This window comes from Dryocola sharpae (genome assembly GCF_051307055.1).
GTDB lineage: Bacteria > Pseudomonadota > Gammaproteobacteria > Enterobacterales > Enterobacteriaceae > Dryocola.
Genome location: NZ_CP149994.1, coordinates 324,355 through 342,983, shown reverse-complemented (window position 1 = coordinate 342,983; position 18,629 = coordinate 324,355). Strand labels below are relative to the sequence as shown.

The window sequence follows — 18,629 nt, the reverse complement described above, 5'->3', positions numbered from 1 at the left end:
TGCTCTCCCCTCAAGGAGAGAGCACGGGATCATTGTTTTAAAAGCCTGGGCTTATTTACCACGGGCTTCGATTACGGCCTGAGCAACGTTGTTCGGCGCATCATCATACTTCAGGAACTCCATGGAGTAAGAAGCACGACCTTTGGTCAGAGAACGCAGCTGGGTTGCGTATCCGAACATTTCAGACAGCGGAACTTCAGCGTGAATCACAACGCCAGTAACGTTGGATTCCTGGCCGCGCAGCATACCACGACGACGGCTAAGGTCACCGATGACGTCACCAGTGTTCTCTTCCGGCGTTTCAACTTCAACCTTCATGATAGGCTCAAGCAGAACTGGTTTCGCTTTCTTAAAGCCATCTTTAAAGGCGATAGAAGCGGCCAGTTTAAACGCCAGCTCGGAGGAGTCAACGTCGTGGTAAGAACCGAAGTGCAGACGCACGCCGAGATCTACTACCGGGTAACCCGCCAGAGGACCAGACTTCAGCTGCTCCTGGATGCCTTTATCAACGGCAGGGATGTATTCGCCAGGAATCACACCGCCTTTGATGTCGTTGATGAATTCGTAGCCTTTCGGGTTTGAACCCGGCTCCAGTGGGTACATGTCGATAACAACATGACCGTACTGACCACGACCACCAGACTGCTTAGCGTGTTTACCTTCGATATCGGTAACTTTCGCGCGAATCGCTTCGCGGTAAGCAACCTGAGGTTTACCCACGTTCGCTTCAACGTTGAATTCACGCTTCATGCGGTCAACGATGATGTCGAGGTGCAGCTCACCCATACCTGCGATGATGGTCTGGTTAGATTCTTCATCAGTCCATACGCGGAAAGATGGATCTTCTTTAGCCAGACGGCCCAGAGCCAGACCCATTTTTTCCTGGTCAGCTTTGGTTTTCGGTTCTACGGCGATGGAGATTACCGGTTCAGGGAATTCCATACGCTCCAGAATGATCACGTTGTCCGGATCACACAGGGTGTCACCAGTGGTAACGTCTTTCAGACCGATAGCCGCAGCGATGTCGCCTGCGCGAACTTCTTTGATCTCTTCACGTTTGTTAGCGTGCATCTGAACGATACGGCCAAAACGCTCACGAGCAGCTTTAACGGAGTTCACTACGGTATCACCGGAGTTAACCACGCCAGAGTACACGCGGAAGAAGGTCAGGTTACCTACGAACGGGTCGGTAGCAATTTTAAATGCCAGAGCAGCAAACGGCTCGTCGTCGCTTGCGTGACGCTCAGCCGGGGTATCTTTACCGTCGTCCAGCATACCGTTGATTGCCGGTACGTCTGTAGGTGCTGGCAGGTAATCGATTACCGCATCCAGCATTGCCTGTACGCCTTTGTTCTTGAACGCAGAACCACAGGTCACGAGAATGATCTCGTTGTTCAGCACGCGCTGACGCAGAGCTGTCTTGATTTCTTCCTCGGTCAGCTCTTCGCCGCCCAGGTATTTTTCCATCAGCTCTTCAGATGCTTCAGCCGCAGATTCAATCAGATTCTGGTGCCATTCTTCAGCCAGATCGACCATATCAGCAGGGATATCTTCGTATTCGAAGGTCACGCCAGCGTCAGCTTCGTTCCAGTTGATAGCTTTCATTTTCACCAGGTCAACAACACCGGTGAAACCTTCTTCAGCACCAATCGCCAGCTGAAGCGGAACCGGGTTCGCGCCCAGACGGGATTTGATCTGGCCTACAACTTTCAGGAAGTTAGCACCCATGCGGTCCATTTTGTTAACGAACGCGATGCGTGGAACTTTGTATTTGTTAGCCTGACGCCATACGGTCTCAGACTGTGGCTGAACACCACCAACTGCGCAGTAAACCATTACCGCACCGTCAAGCACACGCATGGAACGTTCTACTTCGATGGTGAAGTCAACGTGCCCTGGGGTGTCGATGATGTTTACGCGGTGTGGTTCATACTGCTTAGCCATACCTGACCAGAATGCAGTAGTTGCAGCGGAGGTAATGGTGATACCACGCTCCTGCTCCTGCTCCATCCAGTCCATGGTGGCTGCGCCGTCATGAACTTCACCGATTTTGTGGTTTACACCGGTGTAGAACAGAATACGTTCGGTAGTAGTGGTTTTACCGGCGTCGATGTGTGCACTGATACCGATATTACGGTAGCGTGCAATGGGTGTTGTACGAGCCATTTGATTCCTCTATATCCTGGGACGTTCAATTAAGTAACCCAAAGCGGGCAGCTTTTATGAAGCGCCCGCCTGGTGACTAACACTCCGAAGGGATTACCAACGGTAGTGAGCGAACGCCTTGTTGGCTTCAGCCATACGGTGAACGTCTTCACGTTTCTTAACTGCAGTACCTTTGTTCTCTGCAGCATCAGAAAGTTCGTTCGCCAGGCGAAGAGCCATGGATTTATCACCGCGTTTACGAGCAGCTTCTACGATCCAACGCATTGCCAGGGCATTACGACGAACCGGACGGACTTCTACTGGAACCTGATAAGTAGAACCACCTACGCGGCGGGACTTAACTTCGACAGTCGGACGAACGTTGTCCAGAGCGACTTCGAAAGCTTCCAGTTCGTTTTTACCAGAACGCTGAGCCAGGGTCTCCAGCGCGGTATAGACGATTGCTTCTGCAGTAGATTTTTTACCATCTACCATCAGGATGTTTACAAATTTGGCCAGCAGTTCTGATCCGAACTTAGGATCCGGCAGAATTTTACGTTGACCAATGACGCGACGACGTGGCATGGAAATACTCCGTTGTTAATTCAGGATTGTCCAAAACTCAAAGAGTTTAGTTTTGACATTAATTTAAAACGTTTGGCCTTACTTAACGGAGAACCATTAAGCCTTAGGACGCTTCACGCCGTACTTAGAACGAGATTGCTTACGGTCTTTAACGCCGGAGCAGTCAAGTGCACCACGAACGGTGTGGTAACGAACACCTGGCAAGTCTTTAACACGACCACCACGAATCAGGATCACTGAGTGCTCCTGCAGGTTGTGACCTTCACCACCGATGTAGGAGGTAACTTCAAAACCGTTAGTCAGACGAACACGGCAAACTTTACGCAGTGCGGAGTTCGGTTTTTTTGGAGTGGTGGTATATACACGAGTACATACACCACGTTTTTGCGGGCAGGCTTCCAGCGCAGGCACGTTGCTCTTTGCAACTTTGCGTGCGCGTGGTTTGCGAACCAGCTGGTTAACTGTTGCCATTAAATAGCTCCTGGTTTTAGCTTTTGCTTCGTAAACACGTAATAAAACGGCCTCATATAATATGAGGACGCAGAATTTTAGGGCTGAGCCGAAAAGGTGTCAAGAAATATACAGCGATCCTGGTCTACCAGGTTATCTGCCGTTCGTGTTTAACCGTCAATCTGACGAAATCATTATAGCTGACCGCGTCGATTTTGGATGAAATTTGAGCAGCCAGGCCGCGTGCTTCGAGATCTTCTTGCAGAGCGCTGACAGATATGGGGGCTGCGAGCAGCAATTCAAGGTAACGGCTACCCTTTATCGCAGCAACTACTCCATCCTGCAGCAGCAGCAAATCATCTCCTGCATCCATACAGCGCAGGAGCGCATCAAGATCGGCGTTAAAAGGCGAGTGGCGTAAAATATGCAGCATGAGCGCCTCAGAAAGTCAGTATTGTATCAAACTGATGCAGCGTTTCCCGCAGCGCATCCGGGGCCAGAGAGGTTACATTCACGACCCAGGCGCCGTTTTCAGATAACCCACGCTCGCGCGCAGATGCAGCGCAAAGATAGCACTGCTCGATATCGTAGAGCGGCAGCACGCGGAACGTTGCGATGTAATCACGGGAAAGGATTTTATCGGGCTGCTGGCCTGGCACAATCTGAAACACGCCGTCACCGACGAAGAAAACGCCGATGTCTTCAGATAACGCGGAAGCGGCGAGCAAGGCATCCAGCCCTTCACGCCCTGCCGAAGTACCGTGCGGAGCGGATTTAAATACAAAGGCAACGCGCTTCATCAGAACTGCACCATCCTTTCACAGGTAAGCGAAGCTTCCGCCAGCGCGCCCAGCCCGCTCAGGGTAAAACCGGCCTGGAGGTTGCCTGCGGTCAGCGCGTGCTGTTTTGCCTCGGCGTCGTCGAGCACGCCACGGCGCAATGCCGCAGCGACGCAAATATGCAGCTCTACGCCATGCCTCTCGTGAAGCTCTTGCCAGGCCCGCACCAGATCGACTTCGTCGCTCGCAGGCGCGGTAAGCGCATTAGCATTAAGTACGCCTTCACGATAGAAAAAAACGCTGCTTAAGGCGTGCCCCTCGTCAATGACAGCCCGGGCAAACTGCAACGCGCTGCTCGCCTGTTGCGTCCCATAAGCCGGGCCGGTCACCATCATGGCAAAACGCATTTACTTTTCCTGCCCCAGGAAATCACCGTTTTTAAACTGGCGAATATAGAGATAGACCGTGTGCTTAGAGATGTTCAGACGGTCCGCCACCTGGTTGATGGCATCTTTAATATCGAAGATGCCCTTTTCATACAGGTTGAGAACAATCTGGCGATTCTTAGCGTTGTTGGAGACGTTGCGATCGGCGTTCACCTCTTCGATGGTGAATTCCAGCGTCTGCATCACCAGGTCTTCAACGGAGGAGGCGAAGTTGACCGAAGACGGCACTTCCTGATCCTGCGTTTCTGGCGGGATAAAGGTCGACATAATCTGCGAGAAAGGTACATCAAGGTTCATGTTGATGCACAAAAGACCAATCACACGCTGGTCTCGATTGCGAATGGCGATAGTAACGGATTTCATCAGCACGCCGCTTTTAGCGCGCGTAAAGTAGCACTTAGATACGCTGCTGTCCGCGCCGGTCATATCGTGGAGCATGCGCAGAGCCAAATCGGTAATCGGAGAACCAATTTTTCGCCCGGTGTGTTCACCGTTTGCAATACGAATTGCTGAACACTTCAAATCCTGAAGGGAATGCAGCACGATTTCGCAGTGGGAACCAATCAGCATTGCCAGCCCATCGACGACCGCTTCATAGGATTTTAATATTTCGAAGTCGGTTTGTTCAAAGGGACGCTGATCCAGTAAATCAAGTTCACTGGTTTCGTTGGTTAAAAGCGAATTGGACATTTAAAAATACCACCCTCTACAGAGAGCCTGTCGCGCTTTAGTGGTGTCAGGGCAGACTCAAACTCAGTTGAAACGCTGACCGATAAGGTAATACACCGTAAGACCCGCTTTCCAGTCTTTATTATTATATGCCGCTACAAATAAAAAACCGCCGCCCCTGAGGCGGCGGTTCATCACTGATTACTTGCTTTTGGCAGCTTCTGCTTCAGCAGCAACGTCCGGTTTGGCGTCAGCTTTAGGAGCCGGTTTGATATCCAGCAGCTCTACGTCAAAGACCAGCGTAGAGTTCGCAGGAATTCCCGGAACGCCCGTTTTGCCGTAGGCCAGCTCTGGTGGGATAACCATCTTGATTTTGCCGCCTTTTTTGATGTTTTTCAGGCCTTCGGTCCAGCCTGGGATCACACCGTCAAGACGGAAGGAGAGCGGCTCGCCGCGGGTGTAGGAGTTGTCGAACTCTTTACCGTCGATCAGCGTACCTTTGTAGTTTACCACTACGGTGTCGCTGTCTTTCGGCGCATCGCCGGTGCCTTCTTTGTCTACTTTGTACAGCAGACCGGTAGAAGAGGTTTTCACACCTTTTTCTTTTGCGAATGCGTCACGGAAGGCTTTGCCTTTATCCGCATTTTCTTTCGCATCTTTTTCCATTTTCGCCTGGGCGGAGGCCTTCACGCGGGCTTCAAACGCCTGCAGAGTTTGCTCAATTTCCTGGTCAGACAGCTTGCTCTTATCAGCAAACGCGTCCTGAACGCCGGCGATAAGCTGGGTTTTATCCAGAGTGATGCCCAGTTTTTCTTGTTCTTTCAGGGAATTTTCCATGTAACGACCAAGCGAAGCACCCAGCGCATACGCAGACTTCTGATCGTCATTTTTGAATGCCGCGTTGCTGGCAGGCGCAGCAGCGGTATCTTTTGCGGCAGCGGCCGGAGCAGCAAACGCCGGAGCGCTCAGGGCAACAGCCATCGTGGCCGCCAGAAGCGTTACTTTAAACAATGATTTCATCCATTTCTCCAGGGCCGGGGCCTCTAACCCCAAGGTTATTTTCAACTAAGAGACGTACTATAACGTCGCGGGAGAAATCTACACAATCTCTGCGCTCGTTATCGAGTCAAATTCAGACTCTTTTTGTATAAAGAAGTTTCGTGAAGGGCCAAATGGCGCTGTAACCAGAGGTAATTTTCAGTAGAATCGCGGGAAATCGCCCATCTGCAGGCCAAAGAGGTAAGCCATGCAACAAAAATCGACCGAACAACGGCTGGAAGAGCTTGAGAGTCGTCTCGCTTTCCAGGAGATAACCATAGAAGAGTTAAATCAGACGGTAACGGCTCACGAACTGGAGATGGTAAAACTGCGCGAGCATTTTCGTTTGCTGGTGGAAAAATTAAAAGCCAGTCAGCCTTCAATGATTGCTTCCCAGGCCGAGGAGACGCCGCCTCCGCACTACTAAGAAAAAGGCGTGTCCGGGACACGCCTTTTTTATCGCTTATCTAAAGCTTAGTGGCAACCGCAGCCGCCGTTGCCGCCACAGCCACCTTTACCGTGGTCATGATCGTGGTCGTGATCGTGGCCGTGACCACCACAGCAACCGTCACCGTGTTCGTGGTGATGATCGTGTTCGCCGTGAACGTGGCCATGGGCCAGCTCTTCAGCGGTTGCTTCACGAATCGCGATAACTTCAACGTTGAAGCTCAGGTTCTGGCCAGCCAGCATGTGGTTGCCGTCAACCACAACGTGGTCGTCTTCAACTTCCGTGATTTCAACCGGCACCGGACCCTGGTCGGTTTCCGCCATGAAACGCATGCCAACCTGCAGTTCGTCAACGCCCATAAAAACGTCTTTCGGTACGCGTTGTACCAGGTTTTCGTCATACTGACCGTAAGCGTCGTTAGCACCGACGCTCACATCAAAACGATCGCCAACAACGTGACCTTCAAGCGCGTTTTCCAGCCCTGAAATCAGGGAGCCGTGACCATGCAGATAGTCCAGCGGCGCACTCACCGGAGACTCATCAACCAATACACCGTCTTCTGTACGTACCTGATAGGCCAGGCTGACCACCAGGTCTTTTGCTACTTTCATGATATCTCCTGAGCGTGGGAAAAAAACTGGCGACGATTGTAGCGGAAATCGACGCCGGTGTACCCTTAAGCTTAAAAAAACTCGGGGGATCTCGCTAGTCCGGATGAAAAATGCCTATCACCTGCTCCTGCTCCCGCGTATGTTCGCGGGGCTTTTTGTCCGCTTCGCGCATCTGGTGTCCGCACTTAACGCACTCAACGATATCAACATTATTCTCGCGCCACATCGCAAGAGAATCCTGCGCCTGGCACTGAGGGCACACTGCCCCGGCAATAAAACGCTTGCGCACTGACATTGGCTTCACCTGAAGTTGCTGACAAAGAGGGAAAAAGCGTAGTTTTCCCCTCTTTGTGGTTATCTGCCGAAAATCAATAAATTGATTTTCCTGGGTTAATTACCGTTGCCGTCTGACGATTTGTTTTTTCAACGCCCCGGCTTGCTACTCAAATTCGTCCCAGCCATCAAGCTGGCGACGCTCCTGCTGCATTTCGCGTTCAAAAATCTCTTCCAGCTCCCGACGCGCCTCCCGCACTCTGGAAATCTGCGCGGTATCGGTATGAATTGGCATAAGCTCACGCAGCATGCTCATATCCAGACGCCGAAAATGCAGCTGCGCGCGATGCGCCTGATGAGGATGCATACCGAGCGTCATCAACGTTTTGCGCCCCAACTCCAGCGCGCTGGAAAAGGTCTCGCGCGAAAAGTGCTTCACGCCCGCCTGTAACAGCTCATGCGCTTCGACGCGCCCCCTGGCGCGCGCCAGAATCGCCAGATGTGGAAAGTGTTGTTGACACAGATGGACAATCCTCAGCGTATCTTCCGGCGCGTTACAGGTAATAACGATAGATTTTGCCGCTTCGGCGCCCGCCGAGCGCAGCAGCTCAAGCTCTGTCGCATCGCCGTAATAAACTTTATAGCCATATTTACGCATCAGGCTAACCGAGCTGATATCCCGTTCCAGCACCGTGATGCGCATTTTATTGGCCATTAAAAGACGGCCAATCACCTGTCCGAAACGCCCGAAGCCAACGATAATCACCTGCGGACGATCGTCTTCAACGTAAGGTTTCTCATCCGGCTCTTCATCGCTGTTAAAACGCCGCGCAAGAATGGCGTCCACACCCTTCATTAATAGTGGCGTGGTCATCATGGAGAGCGTGACCGTAACCAACAGCAACGGCATCTGATCGCCCTGAAACAGCTTCTGCGAAGAGGCGGTAGAAAAGAGAACGAAAGCAAACTCCCCGCCCTGGCTCAGCACGCCGGAAAACTGCAGCCTTTCAGAACTGCGCAAACCGTACACATGAGAGATGCCGTAGAGCACACCGAACTTCACCGCCACCAGCAAGATAACGCCGAGGAGCACGAATAATAAATGGGTATAGAGCACGCCCAGATTAAGCGCCATCCCAACGGAGATAAAGAACAGCCCCAGCAATAATCCCTTAAACGGATCGATGGCGATTTCCAGTTCGTGCCGGTATTCGCTTTCCGCCAGCAGCACGCCCGCGATAAACGTCCCCAGCGCCATGGAAAGCCCCAGCAGATCCATAAACAGCGCCGATCCCAGCACCAGCAGCAGCGCCGCAGCCGTGAAGACTTCACGCACGCCAGAACCGGCAATAAAACGGAACAACGGCCGCAGCAGATAACGTCCGCCAATCAGCATGCCGGCAAAAGCAAGCACCTTAAAACCGACCTTTATCCAGTCCGTGTGGCCGTTGTCATTGCCCGCCAGCAGCGGCACAAGCGCCAAAGCGGGAATAACAGCCAGATCCTGAAACAGCAGCACGGAAAACCCAAGCTGCCCTGCTTCGTTACGATTCATCCCCTTGTCACGCATCAGTTGCAGCGCCATCGCGGTCGAAGACATCGCCAGTCCGATACCGCCAATCACAGCGGCCTGCCAGGAGAACTTTGTCAGAATCAGCAGCCCGGCGAGGATAACGGCGCTCAGGGTGACCTGCGCTGCGCCAACGCCAAAGATCGACCGCCGTAGCGTCCAGAGTTTTGCAGGGTTCAGCTCCAGCCCAATGATGAACATCAGGAACACCACGCCCATCTCAGAGAAGTGAAGGATTTCCTCCACGTCACTGATGAAGCCTAAGCCCCAGGGCCCGATAGCGATCCCCGCCAGCAGGTAGCCCAGCACCGCGCCAATGCCCAGACGGGCGGCGATGGGAACGGTGACGACCGCCGCGAATAAAAATAAAACTCCGGCAAACAGCAGATCGGAACTGTGCATCAGCGCCCTCCCGGCGGTATCGGCGAAGCCAGCCATTCGCCATAGGCTTTCGCGTGGCTGGCCAGCTCCTGTGGGGACTGACGTCGCGCCCAATAAACGATGATGGGATTCATCCAGTGCATACGGCACATCGCCGCAGTGAGTTCAAAAGGGCGCAAAATATCGCTCAGCGGGAAACGGTTAAAGCCATCGTGGCGGTAAGCGCCTTCCGGCTCCCCCGTCGTGATGACGCTCCGCCAGTACTTTCCCGCAAGGGCGGTGCCTCCCACGCCGCTGGCAAAACCGCGGCTTAGCACGCGATCCAGCCACTCTTTGAGTAGCGCCGGGCAGCTATAGGTATAAAGCGGGTGTTGAAAGACGATAACGTCATGCTCTTGCAGCAAGGCTTGCTCATGATAGATATCGATAAAAAAATCGGGATAGTGCGCATAAAGATCGTGCACGGTAACATTTTCAAGCTGCTGCGCCGGTTGGAGCAAAACCCGGTTTGCGACCGAGTCCTGAGATTCCGGATGGGCATACAGCAGCAAAACTTTCGGCGGCTGCGACATCATTACCCTCCAGGGCGTCGTCATAGTGATTTTTTTGGGCTACCATGCAGCCCGACGCGATACCCAACGCATCACGCTCCCTGAATATAATGACAATTTAACATACTCTGAATACGGCGCTTTATGATTGTTTTCTCCTCGTTACAAATTCGTCGCGGCACCCGCGTTCTGCTGGATAACGCCACCGCCACCATTAACCCGGGCCAGAAAGTGGGCCTCGTGGGTAAAAACGGCTGCGGTAAATCCACGCTGCTGGCGCTTTTAAAGAACGAGATAAGCGCCGATGGCGGAAGCATGACTTATCCGGGCAACTGGGCGCTGGCCTGGGTTAATCAGGAAACGCCGGCGCTGGAGGTCCCCGCTATTGAATACGTTATCGACGGCGACCGTGAGTTCCGTCAGCTTGAAGCCGAACTGGCTCAGGCAAACGTCGTTGACGACGGCCATGCTATCGCCCTTATACACGGCAAGCTTGATGCGGTTGACGCCTGGACTATCCGCGCCCGCGCCGCAAGCCTGCTTCACGGCTTAGGGTTCAGCAACGAGCAGCTCGAACGCCCGGTCAGCGATTTTTCCGGCGGCTGGCGTATGCGTTTAAACCTGGCGCAGGCGCTGATTTGCCGCTCAGATTTACTGTTGCTCGATGAACCGACCAACCACCTGGATTTGGACGCCGTCATCTGGCTGGAAAGATGGCTAAAAAACTATCCCGGCACGCTAATTCTCATCTCGCACGATCGCGACTTCCTCGACCCGGTAGTCGGCAAAATCATCCATATCGAACAGCAAAGCATGTTCGAATACACCGGCAACTACTCCTCGTTTGAAGGCCAGCGCGCGACCCGCCTTGCCCAGCAGCAGTCGATGTATGAAAGCCAGCAGGAGCGCGTGGCGCATCTGCAAAGCTTTATCGATCGTTTTAAAGCGAAAGCCTCTAAAGCGAAGCAGGCTCAGAGCCGTGTCAAAATGCTCGAGCGCATGGAGCTGATCGCACCTGCGCACGTGGATAACCCGTTCCACTTCAGTTTCCGCGCGCCGGAAAGCCTGCCTAATCCGCTGCTGCGCATGGAAAAAGTCAGCGCGGGCTACGGCGATCGCGTGATCCTGAACTCCATCAAGCTGAATCTGGTTCCCGGCTCGCGCATCGGTCTGTTAGGCCGCAACGGCGCGGGTAAATCAACGCTGATCAAACTGCTGGCGGGCGAGCTGGCTCCGCTGCAGGGCGATATTGGCCTGGCGAAAGGCATCAAGCTTGGTTACTTCGCCCAGCACCAGCTCGAATATCTGCGGGCCGATGAGTCGCCGCTCCAGCATCTGGCGCGCATTGCGCCTAAAGAGCTGGAACAGCAGCTGCGCGATTATCTCGGCGGCTTTGGCTTCCAGGGTGATAAGGTTACCGAGCAGACGGCCCGTTTCTCCGGCGGCGAAAAAGCCCGTCTGGTGCTGGCGCTGGTTGTCTGGCAGCGCCCTAACCTGCTGCTGCTCGATGAGCCAACCAACCACCTCGATCTCGACATGCGTCAGGCGCTGACCGAAGCGCTGATTGATTTCGAAGGCGCGCTGGTCGTTGTCTCGCACGACCGCCATCTGCTGCGCTCAACCACTGACGATCTCTATCTGGTGCACGACGGAAAAGTCGAAGGCTTTGATGGCGATCTGGAAGATTATCAGCAGTGGTTAAGCGTTCTGCAAAAGCAGGAAAACCTGCCAGAAGATGCGGCAAAAGATAACGCCAACAGCGCGCAGTCGCGTAAAGATCAGAAACGCCGCGAGGCAGAGCTACGCACCCTGACCCAGCCGCTGCGCAAACAGGTTACCCAGCTTGAGAAGCAGATGGAAAAGCTGAATGCGCAGCTGGCGGAAGTCGAAGCGAAGCTGGCTGACAGCGCGATTTACGATCAAAGCCGTAAAGCAGAAATGACCGAATGCCTGCAAAGCCAGGTGAAGGTGAAATCGGCGCTGGAAGAGTGTGAAATGGAATGGCTGGACGCCCATGAGCGGCTGGAACAGATGATGCAGGGCGACTAATCGCCCTTATCAAAACTGACTTAGTGCCAAATCAGCAGTACGCAGGCCGCCGTCAGCAGGCCCATAAAGACATTAAAGATGGCCCAGGCCCGGCGGCCGCGCAGCAGCTTGCCAATCAGGCTGCCAAAGGCAATCCAGATTGCGCCTGCCACAATGTTGACCAGAGCAATGCCGATGCTGATTAACACCACGGAGTGCAGGTACTCTGAACCGGCCAGGCTAAAACTGGCTACCGCGCCGAGCGCCATCAGCCAGGCTTTTGGGTTGATAACCTGCAGCAATCCTCCCTGCCAGAACGGGACCGGAGCGGGCACAGGCGCATCGGTCTCCAGGCGTTCGTAGGTCGCCGTACCGATTTTCCAGGCCAGCCATAAAAGATAAGCGCTGCCGGCAATCTTCAGGATAAGGTGCAGCGCAGGGTAAACCAGAATCAGGCTGCCCACGCCGCAGGCCACCAGCAACAGAATGCACTGCATGCCCAGCATGATGCCGATCATCAGCGGTAAACTGCGCAAAAAACCGTAATTGGCTCCGGATGAGGTAAGTAACGTATTATTAGGACCCGGTGTGATGGCTGCGACCCAAAGAAAACCAAGCATTGAAAAGAAAAGCGTTTCCATGACGTGGGTGCTCCACACCCAAAGATAATAATTAGCAAACAAAATGAAACTAACAGTGTGATATGGATCAGACAAGCCCTGCAGAATTGAATTTTAATCATGATGACGGTCAGGCATTTCGCCCGATGCGCGGATTGAGTAACCCTCACCTGCAAACCATGCTGCCGCGCGTGATCCGTCGTCGGGTCAATTTTAAACCTCACTGGCAGCGTCTCGATATGCCGGACGGAGATTTCGTCGATCTTGCCTGGAGCGAAGACCCGCGGGAGGCTTCGCATAAGCCCCGCCTGGTGGTTTTCCACGGTCTGGAAGGCAGCCTGCACAGCCCCTATGCTCACGGCCTGATGGAAGCGGCCAAAAAACGCGGCTGGCTGGGCGTAGTGATGCATTTCCGGGGCTGCAGCGGCGTGCCTAACCGCATGAAGCGCATCTACCACTCAGGCGAAACCGAAGACGGCACCTTTTTCCTGAACTGGCTTAACCAGCGCTATGGCGAGATGCCCACGGCGGCGGTCGGTTTCTCTCTCGGCGGGAATATGCTGGCCTGCCTGATGGCGAAACAGGGCGCGGACTGCACGTTGAAAGCAGGCGTTGTGGTCTCCGCTCCGCTGATGCTTGAGCAGTGCTGCTACCATATGGAACAAGGCTTCTCGCGGTTCTATCAGCGCTATCTCTTAAACCTGCTGAAAAAGAATGCCGCACGCAAACTCCGCAGCTACCCCGGCACGCTTCCCGTGGATTTAAGGCAGCTTAAGGGCGTGCGCCGCATCCGTGATTTTGACGATCTTATTACTTCAAAAATCCACGGTTTCGCCGACGCGCTGGATTATTACCGCCGGTGCAGCGCCATGCCGTTATTACCGGACATCGCCAAACCTACGCTTATCATCCATGCTAAAGACGATCCCTTTATGGATCATCATGTCATTCCCGATAAGGCATGTTTACCCATAAACATTGAATACCAACTCACCAGCCATGGTGGACATGTCGGCTTTGTCGGCGGCACGCTGCGCAAACCGGAAATGTGGCTTGAGCAACGTATTCCCGACTGGCTGACAAAGTATCTGGATAAATAAGATGATTATTCCCTGGCAGGATCTCGACGGCGAAACGCTCGATAATCTTATCGAATCCTTTGTGTTACGCGAGGGTACGGATTATGGTGAGCAGGAACGTTCGCTCTCTCAGAAGGTTGCAGATGTGAAACGACAGCTGCAAAGCGGTGAGGCGGTGCTGGTCTGGTCAGAGCTTCATGAAACGGTGAATATTATGCCGCGCGGGCAATTCCGCGGCTGACGAGTCGTTGTATGGGGCACGGTCTGTACCGCATAATTTTTAATCCCCATGGAGTTGTTGCCCTATGTCAACCAAACATCCGGTTATCGCCGTCACAGGTTCCAGCGGTGCGGGAACCACCACCACCAGCCTGGCCTTTCGTAAGATATTCCAGCAGCTCAACCTGCGCGCCGCAGAAGTCGAAGGGGACAGCTTCCATCGTTATACCCGTCCGGAAATGGATATGGCGATCCGCAAAGCGCGCGATCTTGGCCGCCATATCAGCTACTTCGGGCCAGAAGCTAATGATTTCGGCCTGCTTGAGCAGACCTTTGCTGAATACGGGCGCAGCGGCCAGGGGCAATCCCGCAAATACCTCCACACCTATGACGAAGCCGTGCCCTGGGATCAGGTGCCCGGCACGTTTACGCCATGGCAACCGCTGCCGGAACCAACGGATGTCCTCTTTTACGAAGGGCTGCACGGCGGCGTCGTCACCCCGCAGCATGATGTGGCGAACTATGTGGATTTACTGGTAGGCGTGGTGCCCATCGTTAACCTTGAGTGGATTCAGAAACTGGTGCGCGACACAAGCGAACGCGGCCACTCCCGCGAAGCGGTCATGGATTCCGTCGTCAGATCGATGGATGATTATATTAACTACATCACCCCGCAGTTCTCGCGCACCCATATCAACTTCCAGCGCGTTCCGACGGTAGATACGTCGAACCCTTTTGCTGCACGCGGCATTCCATCGCTGGATGAAAGCTTCGTCGTGATCCATTTCCGCGGCCTGGATGACATCGATTTCCCTTATCTGCTGGCAATGTTGCAGGGTTCATTCATTTCCCACATCAATACTCTGGTGGTTCCGGGCGGGAAAATGGGGCTGGCAATGGAGCTGATAATGACGCCGCTGGTGCAGCGGCTGGCGGAAGGCAGAAAAGTCGTTTAGGGCGACAAGCTGCCGCCCTTCGCCTGTTAAGCTTCGATCACTTCATAGCTGTGCGTGATGTTTGCCGCTTTCTCAAGCATCAGCGCAACCGAGCAATATTTCTCTGCGGACAGATCTACGGCGCGGGACACGGCATTGTCCTTCAGCGCTTTGCCGGTCACGATGAAATGCAGGTTGATGTGGGTAAACAGGCGCGGCGCTTCTTCGCGACGTTCTGAAGTCAGCTTCACCTCACAATCCGTCACGTCGTGGCGGCCTTTTTGCAAAATAGAAACCACGTCGATGGCGCTACAACCCCCAGCGGCCATCAGCACCATCTCCATCGGGCTTGGCGCTTTATCGCCTGAATTCCCGTCCATCAGGACCTGATGGCCCGAAGCCGATTCGCCCAGGAACGTTAATCCCTCTACCCATTTAACTCGTGCCTGCATTTTGCTTACTCCTGTTGAAGAAATTTCCTTTCAGAGTACGCGGATGCAGCAAAACTGGCAACGGAAGGCGACCTGCGTCATGCTGAAACGAGACAATAGGAGACACCTGTCAAAAGCTATGCTAAAACAATCCGGATGCAACATTCGATACATTGATGCGATGGATGTCTGCAGAGGACATCACTAATTACAGGCGGCAAGCTTGACTTGCAGGCCATTTCCCCCGAGTGGGATATATTATAACGATTGCAACGCCGGGCAGGAGGTTTTGCATCCCGCCTTTGGTAGCCAGTTTATAACAGAGGATAACCGCGCATGGTGCTTGGCAAACCGCAAACAGACCCGACCCTCGAATGGTTCTTGTCCCATTGCCACATTCATAAGTATCCATCGAAGAGCACGCTGATCCACCAGGGCGAAAAAGCGGAGACGCTGTATTACATCGTCAAAGGCTCTGTGGCAGTGCTGATCAAAGATGAAGAGGGTAAGGAAATGATCCTCTCCTATCTGAATCAGGGCGATTTTATCGGTGAATTAGGCCTGTTTGAAGAAGGCCAGGAGCGCAGCGCCTGGGTTCGTGCAAAAACGGCGTGCGAAGTGGCTGAAATTTCTTATAAAAAATTCCGCCAGCTTATCCAGGTCAACCCGGACATTCTGATGCGTCTCTCTTCCCAGATGGCGCGTCGCCTGCAGGTCACGTCAGAAAAAGTGGGCAACCTCGCCTTCCTCGACGTCACCGGCCGCATTGCTCAGACGCTGCTGAATCTAGCCAAACAGCCTGATGCAATGACCCATCCGGACGGGATGCAGATTAAAATTACCCGCCAGGAAATCGGTCAGATTGTCGGCTGCTCCCGCGAAACAGTAGGCCGTATCCTGAAAATGCTCGAAGATCAAAATCTGATTTCCGCTCACGGTAAAACGATCGTCGTTTACGGCACTCGTTAATTTTCGCTCACAAAATGGCGTGTCGCTTCGGTAACACGCCTTTTTTGTCTCTTAACTTCCTGAGCTGGTTCTGAATAATTCAGGTTGCAGCCAGGCGGTAAGGGAGAGAATCCCCGGGAGCTTATATTGATAAGTGACTGGGATGACAAATCTGTCTGGCACAGATCCGAACGCTGCTCGCAGTGGCCCCGAAGGGGTAAGGCACACGCCGTGCCGAATAACTGAGCGCAGCCAACACCCCAGCAGCTTGAAGTATGACGAGTCTATGTGGCGCCGACTGATTTATCACCCTGAGGTTAACTATGCACTGCGGCAAACGCTGGTGCTGTGTCTTCCCGTGGCGGTAGGACTGATGCTGGGCAGCCTGCAAAACGGCCTGCTTTTCTCGTTAGTGCCTGCGTGCTGCAATATTGCCGGTCTGGATACGCCCCACAAACGCTTCTTTCGTCGGCTGATTATCGGCGGCAGCCTGTTTGCACTCAGCAGCCTGATTATGCAGCTGTTGCTGCTCTATACCTCGGTTCCCCTGCCCATCATTTTACTGGCGATGGCGCTGCTGCTGGGCGTCACTGCGGAGATCGGCGCGCTTCATGCCCGGCTGCTGCCCGCCTCGCTAATTGCAGCCATCTTCACGCTCAGCATGGCCGGAAATATGCCAATCTGGAAACCAATGCTGCTCTATGTTTCCGGCACCATCTGGTACGGAGGATTTAACTGGTTCTGGTACTGGCTGTGGCGCGAACAGCCGCTGCGCGAATCATTAAGCCTGCTCTACCGACAGCTTGCAGACTACTGCGAAGCCAAATATGGCTTATTAACCCAGCATACGGATCCGGAAAAAGCGCTGCCGCCCCTGCTCGCCCGTCAGCAAAAGGCCGTCGATCTGATCACCGTTTGTTATCAGCAGCTGCACATGCTGGCGGCAAACCAGCGCAACGACTACAAACGCCTGCTGCGCGTCTTTCAGATCGCCCTCGATCTCCAGGAGCACATCTCCGTTAGCCTGCATCAGCCGGAAGAGGTGCAAAAGCTCGTGGAGCAGAGCCACGCCGAAGCTGTCATCCGCTGGAATGCGCAAACTATCGCAGCGCGTTTGCGGGTGCTGGCCGACGACATTCTGTATCACCGTTATCCGAAGCGTTTTGTAATGGATAAGCAAATCGAAGCGCTGGAAAAAATTGCGCGCCAGAATCCGGACAACCCTGTCGGGCAATTCTGCCACTACCACTTCAGCCGCATCGCGCGCGTGCTGCGAACCCAGCGCCCTCTCTATGTCCGCGACCTGATGGAAGAACGCCAGCGCCGCCTGCCGCTGTGGGAGGCGCTCAAAAGCTACCTGTCGTTTAAATCCGCCGCGCTGCGTAACTCGGCCAGGCTTGGCGTTATGCTGACCGTTGCCAGCCTGCTCGGCGCATTTTTGCATCTGCCTAAGCCCTACTGGATCCTGATGACCGTCATGTTTGTGACGCAAAACGGCTACGGTGCGACGCGAGTGCGTATTCTGCACCGTTCGGCTGGCACCATTGCCGGGCTGGGAATTGCCGGCGTCGCCCTGCACTTCCATTTTCCGCAATATATCGCTTTAACCGCGATGCTTATCATCACCCTGATAAGCTATCTCTTTATTCGCAAAAGCTACGGCTGGGCGACCATTGGTTTTACCGTCACCGCTGTTTATACCCTGCAGCTCATTACGCTCAGCGCCGAGCAATATATCGTGCCCCGCCTGATAGATACCCTGCTTGGCTGTCTGATAGCCTTTGGCGGCATGGTCTGGCTGTGGCCGCAGTGGCAAAGCGGTCTGCTGCGCCAGAACGCCCACGACTCGCTGGAAACCGATCAGGACGCTATCCGGTTGATACTGAGCAGCGACCCCAAGCCCACGCCGCTGGCCTATCAGCGCATGAAGGTTAATCAGGCCCATAATGCGCTGTTTAACTCGCTGAACCAGGCGATGCAGGAGCCGGGCTTTAATTCACATTATCTGGAAGAGATGAAACTGTGGGTGACGCACAGCCAGTTCATCGTTGAACATATCAATGCAATGACCACGCTGGCGCGGGAGCACAACATGCTCACGCCGGAGCTGGCGCAGCGTTATTTGCAGGCGTGCGAAATCGCCCTGCAAAGATGCCAGCAGCGGCTTGAATATGACGGACCTGGAGAGACGAAAAACGCAACTATTCTGGATGCAGAAGCGCTGCCCACCGGGCCGTTGAGTACCATGGAGCAGCATTTACAGCGGGTACTGGGGCATCTCAACGTCCTGCATACCATTTCGTCAGTGGCATGGCGCCAGCGTCCGCACCATGGGATCTGGCTGAACCGCCGCCTGGGACGGCCGCAGGGAGGTTAAACGAAGCGCCAGCCGCCGAAAACTTCGGATAGCGCAGGCGTGTCTG

Annotated in this window: 21 protein-coding genes; 7 read left to right on the top strand and 14 right to left on the bottom strand. The window is 54.0% G+C overall.

The annotated features are described in order from the left end of the window. Positions 1–51 precede the first annotated feature (51 nt). The 8 genes from fusA to fkpA all read right to left on the bottom strand — a co-directional run bounded on the left by fusA (position 52) and on the right by fkpA (position 6,094). A complete protein-coding gene (fusA, locus tag WLO31_RS01540) occupies positions 52–2,166 on the bottom strand; it encodes an elongation factor G (RefSeq protein ID WP_435928794.1) in 2,115 nt (704 codons plus the stop codon). Between the two features lie 93 nt (positions 2,167–2,259). Further along, positions 2,260–2,730 (bottom strand): 30S ribosomal protein S7, encoded by a 471-nt coding sequence (gene rpsG, locus WLO31_RS01535; protein WP_017803037.1) that lies wholly within the window; start codon positions 2,728–2,730, stop codon positions 2,260–2,262. A gap of 96 nt (positions 2,731–2,826) precedes the next feature. Then, a complete protein-coding gene (gene rpsL, locus WLO31_RS01530; RefSeq protein WP_003023654.1) occupies positions 2,827–3,201 on the bottom strand; it encodes a 30S ribosomal protein S12 in 375 nt (124 codons plus the stop codon). A 124-nt stretch (positions 3,202–3,325) separates the two neighbouring features. Further along, the gene (gene tusB, locus WLO31_RS01525; RefSeq protein WP_435928787.1) at positions 3,326–3,613 is read right to left on the bottom strand and encodes a sulfurtransferase complex subunit TusB; all 288 of its coding nucleotides are present in this window, start codon (positions 3,611–3,613) and stop codon (positions 3,326–3,328) included. Positions 3,614–3,620: 7 nt separating this feature from the next. Further along, positions 3,621–3,980, bottom strand: coding sequence for a sulfurtransferase complex subunit TusC (gene tusC / locus WLO31_RS01520; RefSeq protein WP_435928785.1), 360 nt, complete (start codon positions 3,978–3,980; stop codon positions 3,621–3,623). After that, positions 3,980–4,366 (bottom strand): sulfurtransferase complex subunit TusD, encoded by a 387-nt coding sequence (tusD, locus tag WLO31_RS01515; RefSeq protein ID WP_435928782.1) that lies wholly within the window; start codon positions 4,364–4,366, stop codon positions 3,980–3,982. The genes tusC and tusD overlap by 1 nt, the downstream gene beginning before the upstream one ends. After that, a complete protein-coding gene (locus WLO31_RS01510) occupies positions 4,367–5,095 on the bottom strand; it encodes a helix-turn-helix transcriptional regulator (RefSeq protein ID WP_435928780.1) in 729 nt (242 codons plus the stop codon). A 180-nt stretch (positions 5,096–5,275) separates the two neighbouring features. Next, positions 5,276–6,094, bottom strand: a complete 819-nt coding sequence (fkpA, locus tag WLO31_RS01505; protein WP_435928777.1) for an FKBP-type peptidyl-prolyl cis-trans isomerase — start codon at positions 6,092–6,094, stop codon at positions 5,276–5,278. Positions 6,095–6,320: 226 nt separating this feature from the next. On the opposite strand from fkpA, the gene WLO31_RS01500 reads away from it, so the two are divergent. Beyond that, positions 6,321–6,539 (top strand): protein SlyX, encoded by a 219-nt coding sequence (locus tag WLO31_RS01500; RefSeq protein WP_435928775.1) that lies wholly within the window; start codon positions 6,321–6,323, stop codon positions 6,537–6,539. A gap of 47 nt (positions 6,540–6,586) precedes the next feature. On the opposite strand, the gene slyD is transcribed toward WLO31_RS01500, so the two are convergent. The 4 genes from slyD to kefG all read right to left on the bottom strand — a co-directional run bounded on the left by slyD (position 6,587) and on the right by kefG (position 9,970). Beyond that, on the bottom strand, positions 6,587–7,171 hold the full coding sequence (slyD, locus tag WLO31_RS01495; RefSeq protein WP_435928773.1) for a peptidylprolyl isomerase: 585 nt from the start codon (positions 7,169–7,171) through the stop codon (positions 6,587–6,589). 94 nt (positions 7,172–7,265) lie between these two features. Continuing rightward, positions 7,266–7,466 (bottom strand): YheV family putative zinc ribbon protein, encoded by a 201-nt coding sequence (locus WLO31_RS01490; protein WP_435928772.1) that lies wholly within the window; start codon positions 7,464–7,466, stop codon positions 7,266–7,268. Positions 7,467–7,610: 144 nt separating this feature from the next. Then, positions 7,611–9,416, bottom strand: a complete 1,806-nt coding sequence (gene kefB / locus WLO31_RS01485) for a glutathione-regulated potassium-efflux system protein KefB (protein WP_435928771.1) — start codon at positions 9,414–9,416, stop codon at positions 7,611–7,613. Next, positions 9,416–9,970, bottom strand: coding sequence for a glutathione-regulated potassium-efflux system ancillary protein KefG (gene kefG / locus WLO31_RS01480; protein WP_435930698.1), 555 nt, complete (start codon positions 9,968–9,970; stop codon positions 9,416–9,418). Before kefG ends, kefB begins: the two co-directional genes overlap by 1 nt. A gap of 120 nt (positions 9,971–10,090) precedes the next feature. On the opposite strand from kefG, the gene WLO31_RS01475 reads away from it, so the two are divergent. Next, on the top strand, positions 10,091–11,995 hold the full coding sequence (locus tag WLO31_RS01475) for an ABC transporter ATP-binding protein (protein WP_435928769.1): 1,905 nt from the start codon (positions 10,091–10,093) through the stop codon (positions 11,993–11,995). Between the two features lie 20 nt (positions 11,996–12,015). Here the strand turns inward: WLO31_RS01475 and WLO31_RS01470 are convergent, their stop codons facing one another. Further along, a complete protein-coding gene (locus WLO31_RS01470) occupies positions 12,016–12,615 on the bottom strand; it encodes a LysE family translocator (RefSeq protein WP_435928767.1) in 600 nt (199 codons plus the stop codon). Between the two features lie 62 nt (positions 12,616–12,677). On the opposite strand from WLO31_RS01470, the gene WLO31_RS01465 reads away from it, so the two are divergent. From WLO31_RS01465 to WLO31_RS01455, 3 genes are all read left to right on the top strand, one after another. Then, positions 12,678–13,694 (top strand): hydrolase, encoded by a 1,017-nt coding sequence (locus WLO31_RS01465; protein ID WP_435928765.1) that lies wholly within the window; start codon positions 12,678–12,680, stop codon positions 13,692–13,694. Position 13,695: 1 nt separating this feature from the next. Then, positions 13,696–13,914 (top strand): YheU family protein, encoded by a 219-nt coding sequence (locus WLO31_RS01460; protein ID WP_435928763.1) that lies wholly within the window; start codon positions 13,696–13,698, stop codon positions 13,912–13,914. A gap of 64 nt (positions 13,915–13,978) precedes the next feature. After that, positions 13,979–14,848, top strand: coding sequence for a phosphoribulokinase (locus WLO31_RS01455; protein WP_435928762.1), 870 nt, complete (start codon positions 13,979–13,981; stop codon positions 14,846–14,848). Positions 14,849–14,874: 26 nt separating this feature from the next. On the opposite strand, the gene WLO31_RS01450 is transcribed toward WLO31_RS01455, so the two are convergent. After that, a complete protein-coding gene (locus WLO31_RS01450; RefSeq protein WP_435928761.1) occupies positions 14,875–15,279 on the bottom strand; it encodes an OsmC family protein in 405 nt (134 codons plus the stop codon). Between the two features lie 315 nt (positions 15,280–15,594). Between WLO31_RS01450 and crp the strand changes: the two genes are divergently transcribed. Then, the gene (gene crp, locus WLO31_RS01445; RefSeq protein ID WP_000242758.1) at positions 15,595–16,227 is read left to right on the top strand and encodes a cAMP-activated global transcriptional regulator CRP; all 633 of its coding nucleotides are present in this window, start codon (positions 15,595–15,597) and stop codon (positions 16,225–16,227) included. 265 nt (positions 16,228–16,492) lie between these two features. Continuing rightward, the gene (locus tag WLO31_RS01440; RefSeq protein WP_435928759.1) at positions 16,493–18,583 is read left to right on the top strand and encodes a YccS/YhfK family putative transporter; all 2,091 of its coding nucleotides are present in this window, start codon (positions 16,493–16,495) and stop codon (positions 18,581–18,583) included. Positions 18,584–18,629: the final 46 nt, after the last annotated feature.

Bases quoted from the DNA above. Each gene is read 5' to 3' on its own strand.
- crp (WP_000242758.1), top strand. From the start codon at position 15,595: ATGGTGCTTGGCAAACCGCAAACAGACCCGACCCTCGAATGGTTCTTG.
- WLO31_RS01450 (WP_435928761.1), bottom strand. From the start codon at position 15,279: ATGCAGGCACGAGTTAAATGGGTAGAGGGATTAACGTTCCTGGGCGAA.
- fusA (WP_435928794.1), bottom strand. From the start codon at position 2,166: ATGGCTCGTACAACACCCATTGCACGCTACCGTAATATCGGTATCAGT.
- WLO31_RS01510 (WP_435928780.1), bottom strand. From the start codon at position 5,095: ATGTCCAATTCGCTTTTAACCAACGAAACCAGTGAACTTGATTTACTG.
- kefB (WP_435928771.1), bottom strand. From the start codon at position 9,416: ATGCACAGTTCCGATCTGCTGTTTGCCGGAGTTTTATTTTTATTCGCG.
- WLO31_RS01490 (WP_435928772.1), bottom strand. From the start codon at position 7,466: ATGTCAGTGCGCAAGCGTTTTATTGCCGGGGCAGTGTGCCCTCAGTGC.
- WLO31_RS01500 (WP_435928775.1), top strand. From the start codon at position 6,321: ATGCAACAAAAATCGACCGAACAACGGCTGGAAGAGCTTGAGAGTCGT.
- WLO31_RS01470 (WP_435928767.1), bottom strand. From the start codon at position 12,615: ATGGAAACGCTTTTCTTTTCAATGCTTGGTTTTCTTTGGGTCGCAGCC.
- WLO31_RS01455 (WP_435928762.1), top strand. From the start codon at position 13,979: ATGTCAACCAAACATCCGGTTATCGCCGTCACAGGTTCCAGCGGTGCG.
- WLO31_RS01465 (WP_435928765.1), top strand. From the start codon at position 12,678: ATGGATCAGACAAGCCCTGCAGAATTGAATTTTAATCATGATGACGGT.
- tusB (WP_435928787.1), bottom strand. From the start codon at position 3,613: ATGCTGCATATTTTACGCCACTCGCCTTTTAACGCCGATCTTGATGCG.
- WLO31_RS01475 (WP_435928769.1), top strand. From the start codon at position 10,091: ATGATTGTTTTCTCCTCGTTACAAATTCGTCGCGGCACCCGCGTTCTG.
- rpsL (WP_003023654.1), bottom strand. From the start codon at position 3,201: ATGGCAACAGTTAACCAGCTGGTTCGCAAACCACGCGCACGCAAAGTT.
- kefG (WP_435930698.1), bottom strand. From the start codon at position 9,970: ATGATGTCGCAGCCGCCGAAAGTTTTGCTGCTGTATGCCCATCCGGAA.
- tusC (WP_435928785.1), bottom strand. From the start codon at position 3,980: ATGAAGCGCGTTGCCTTTGTATTTAAATCCGCTCCGCACGGTACTTCG.
- slyD (WP_435928773.1), bottom strand. From the start codon at position 7,171: ATGAAAGTAGCAAAAGACCTGGTGGTCAGCCTGGCCTATCAGGTACGT.
- WLO31_RS01460 (WP_435928763.1), top strand. From the start codon at position 13,696: ATGATTATTCCCTGGCAGGATCTCGACGGCGAAACGCTCGATAATCTT.
- fkpA (WP_435928777.1), bottom strand. From the start codon at position 6,094: ATGAAATCATTGTTTAAAGTAACGCTTCTGGCGGCCACGATGGCTGTT.
- rpsG (WP_017803037.1), bottom strand. From the start codon at position 2,730: ATGCCACGTCGTCGCGTCATTGGTCAACGTAAAATTCTGCCGGATCCT.
- tusD (WP_435928782.1), bottom strand. From the start codon at position 4,366: ATGCGTTTTGCCATGATGGTGACCGGCCCGGCTTATGGGACGCAACAG.
- WLO31_RS01440 (WP_435928759.1), top strand. From the start codon at position 16,493: ATGTGGCGCCGACTGATTTATCACCCTGAGGTTAACTATGCACTGCGG.